The organism is Vibrio fujianensis (assembly GCF_002749895.1).
GTDB lineage: Bacteria > Pseudomonadota > Gammaproteobacteria > Enterobacterales > Vibrionaceae > Vibrio > Vibrio fujianensis.
In genome coordinates this window covers 580,562-584,398 of sequence record NZ_NBUS01000054.1, presented here as the reverse complement: position 1 = coordinate 584,398, position 3,837 = coordinate 580,562, and the positions used below count along the sequence as shown (strand labels likewise).

The 3,837-nt window shown below is 44.0% G+C and carries 4 protein-coding genes; 3 read left to right on the top strand and 1 reads right to left on the bottom strand.

The genetic code is table 11. From position 1 onward, the window contains the following. The 3 genes from B7C60_RS15780 to B7C60_RS15770 all read left to right on the top strand — a co-directional run. Positions 1-603: energy transducer TonB (locus B7C60_RS15780; protein WP_425445517.1), on the top strand; the 603-nt coding region annotated here is incomplete at its 5' end. After that, positions 600-1,775, top strand: a complete 1,176-nt coding sequence (locus B7C60_RS15775) for a tetratricopeptide repeat protein (protein ID WP_099612463.1) — start codon at positions 600-602, stop codon at positions 1,773-1,775. The genes B7C60_RS15780 and B7C60_RS15775, both read left to right, overlap by 4 nt. A gap of 322 nt (positions 1,776-2,097) precedes the next feature. Then, positions 2,098-2,973, top strand: coding sequence for a DNA ligase (locus tag B7C60_RS15770; RefSeq protein ID WP_099612462.1), 876 nt, complete (start codon positions 2,098-2,100; stop codon positions 2,971-2,973). A 51-nt stretch (positions 2,974-3,024) separates the two neighbouring features. Here the strand turns inward: B7C60_RS15770 and B7C60_RS19745 are convergent. Further along, positions 3,025-3,837 (bottom strand): MATE family efflux transporter (locus tag B7C60_RS19745; RefSeq protein WP_245869581.1); only part of this gene is annotated, 813 nt, incomplete at its 5' end.

Genomic DNA, 3,837 nt, shown 5'->3' with positions numbered 1-3,837 from the left:
GCGATGCCTTTTGCAGCAGTGATTGCTGCCAGTTTGTTTACCTTTATGGCTTGGATGGTCAACAACGATGGATTGCGTTCACCACAACAAAGCCAGTCGTTGAGCTTTAATATGGTGATGGTTGAGCAAGAACAAGATGTTCAACGTCGTCAGCGAGCGATTCCAGAGCAACCTCAAATGCCTGAGCCGCCACCGAAAGCACCTGTTACAAAACCGCAAAGTACGGTAGCCAATACCGTAACACCAACCAGTGTCCCATCACTCGGATTAGATACGGCGATTAATGGTATCGCAATTAATGCGCCCACTTTTGGTGACTTTGGTGCCAACCAACAGGCATTACCTTTGTATCGTGTTGAGCCAAATTATCCTGCTCGAGCTCTGAAGCGTAATATTGAAGGTTATGTCGTTTTACGCTTTACCATCGATGAAACCGGTAGACCGACGGAAATTCAAGTGGTCGATGCCAATCCAAGACGAATGTTTGAGCGTGAGGCAATGCAGGCATTACGTAGTTGGAAATATCAACCCAAACTGTTAGATGGCACGGCCGTAATCCAGCCAGGTCAAACAGTAAAACTGGAGTTTAAGTTAGCCAAATGATCAGACGATTAATCATCTATCTACTCTTAATGGGAGCGGCTTCATCATCGGCTGCGGAGCTGAGCCCTTATGCTGCCAACAAAGCCTTACAAGCAAACCAGTTTGCTCAAGAAGAGCGCTTTATTGATGCCATTCGTGTATTAGAAGAAACGCAACTGACACGAGCATATGATAAGGCTTATTTAGCCCGAATGCTTGGGGTGTTCTACTGGCAAAATGAACAGTTACAACCGGCGATTCAGTCACTTAGTGATGCGGTGAATAGTGGGGAATTGCAAGAGGAACAAGAGTGGACAACAAGACGTATGCTAGCTGATTTGTTATTAATGGATCACCAATATCAACCGGCACTACCGCATTATTATCAATTAACTAAACAGGTACCTAAAGATCAAAAAGCGCATGAATTATGGTTGAGAATTGGTCAGGTTCATTATCAGCTACAGCAATGGAAAAAAACCTTAGAGGCAATGGCGCATTATCAGCATTTTCAGTTACCCGATCAAGTGACGCCATTATCGATTACATTAGGGGCTCAGTTACAGTTAGAATATTGGTCTGCCGCCATTGACACATTAAAACGATTAATTACTTTAGAGCCGAGTAAAAGCAATTGGTGGCTACAGCTTGTCAGTCTGGAACTTCGTACCGGACGGCAAAAAGAAGCTTTAAGTAGTTTGAGTCTGGCTAAATTGCAAGGCGTAGAACTTAGTCCTCAAGAGCTAAGATTACTGGCTCAACTGTATGCTCAAAATGGTATACCCGTACGAGCTGCACAGCTGTTAGAACAGTTATTGGCGACTAATAGTGATCTTGAACTTGTGACTGAGTGTGCAACTTATTGGCAAAGAGCAAAAGAGTGGGATAAAGCCATAGAATCGTGGTCAATCGCCGCGAAGAAAGATCGACAATATTACTGGAATGTTGCATTGCTCCAGAGCCAAAAAGGTGAATATAAACAAGCGCTCGCTTCATTAGATCACGTGACAGATCGCCAACGCCAGCCAGAGGTTGCTTTAGCTAGAGCTCGAGCTTTATATAAGCTAAATCAACTCGATGATGCATTAGCCCAAGCGAAAAAAGCCCATCATTTAAGTCCTTCTAGAGAAAGTCAAGGTTGGGTTGATTACCTGACTCAGCTTAGGGCAATCAACGCTCGGCAAACATCCTAATCAAGAAGGCGCACTCCATTGAGGGTGCGCCTTTCTTTGCCTATTCTATCGTTCAGTAAAAGCCATGAGTGGTTTATTGTCTTTCACTCTGTTTTTGTGGGAGTCAGGCAGAAAACGCATATTTACAATTGATGGAACAAGGGGCTGTGGGGAAGATACAAGAGCGTGAGCCGTCACACAGTTACTCAGTTTTCGCGAAGTAAGAAAGTTTTATCTAATGTGAGAGCGCTCGTAGCGTAAAATAAAACCCCAGATAGTGTTAGTGCAATCACATACTTTTCTTTATGCATCATCAGACATACAGTCAGAAGAGGAAAGAAAAATGCACTTAAAACTCTCACTCATTACGCTCTCATTGTTGATAGCGAATCCGATACAGGCCGCACCAGCTCAAGCAGAACCCATGCCCATTCTTAAAGCGAATGAATATCGTGAAGGAATTGCGTTAGAACAGTATTGGCAAAGTGAAAAATTGGATGGTATTCGAGCAATATGGGATGGAAAGCAACTAACGACTCGCACAGGGAGACTGATTTATGCCCCTGCATGGTTTACGGCGGTATTACCTCATTATCCTGTTGAAGGCGAACTTTGGGCCGGTAGGGGGCGGTTTTCTCTTGTTCAACAAACGGTACTCGATCACCACCCAACCGATGAAGCTTGGCAACAGATAACCTTTATGTTATTTGACTTACCGACTTTTTCCGGCGATTACCAAACTCGTTATCAACATTTACGCTCATTGACCTCAGCCATTAATCAAACACATATCCAATATGTAAAACATGAGCCGATTATCTCAGAAGAAGCGCTTCTTAATGAGCTTGATCGACTTTTCTTGTTAGATGCAGAAGGGATTATGTTAAGAAAGTTCTCTTCAACCTATAGCGCAGGACGAAATAATGACTTACTCAAACTGAAAAAACATCAGGATAGTGAAGCTCAAGTGATTGGCTATAAAATGGGGAAAGGTAAATATCATAATATGGTCGGCTCCCTGTTGGTGCGTAATGATGCGGGTATTGAATTTGCTTTAGGGAGTGGGCTAACTGACTTTTTGCGCCAACAACCTCCTGAAATTGGTTGTGTGATCACTTATCGCTTTAATGGTCTAACGGATTCTGGCAAACCTCGTTTTGCGCGATTTATGCGAGTTAAAGAGTCTTGTGCTTATGCAGAGACATTAACGTTTCGCTAGAAGAAGTTAGAAGCCGCGTTTATCGCGGCTTCAAGTAAAAGAGTATCGCTATTATTTGGTCGCATAATACATTTGGACGTCATCATCTTGGTGTTGTATCCAATACAAACGGAGCCCAAGCATTATTGCCGCTGAACTTAACCCCACAATGAAACCGATCCAAAAACCACTGGCTCCCATCGGTTCAACAATCCAATCTGTCATCGCGAATAGGTATCCTGTTGGTAGGCCTAAAACCCAGTAAGCAATAAATGTCCGGTTGAAAATCGCAGCCATATCTTTATAGCCACGTAGTGCTCCTGCGGCAACAACCTGAATGGCATCTACACATTGGTATACTCCCGCTAGAATGAGTAAGTGCATCGCCATCATGATAACTTCAGGGTTATGGGTATAAAGTAACGCAATTTCTTCCCTAAATAAAATGGTGAACGTTGCAGTAAATAAAGAGGCAATTACCCCAACGAGCAACCCGACATTTGATGCAATCGCGGCACCGGATAAATTTTCTTCACCAAGAGTATGTCCAACACGAATAGAAACGGCTGCACCAATACTCATGGGTAAGACAAAAACCAGTGAAGAGAAACTGAGAGCGACTTGATGGGCAGCCACGACCAATGGGCCGAGAGGTGCGACTAACAAGGCCACAGCAGCAAATAGTGTCACTTCAAAAAATAGCGCAGCCGCGACGGGGAATCCAAGTTTAAATAAGCGGCATTGTGCTTGCCACTGGGGACGATGGAAGGTGGTAAAGAGTCGAATACGCGCTAACCGATGAGAAGTTACCACATAAAATAGCAGCATGATAAACATCAACCAGTACACGATCGTGGTTGCAACCCCACAGCCGACACCACCCAG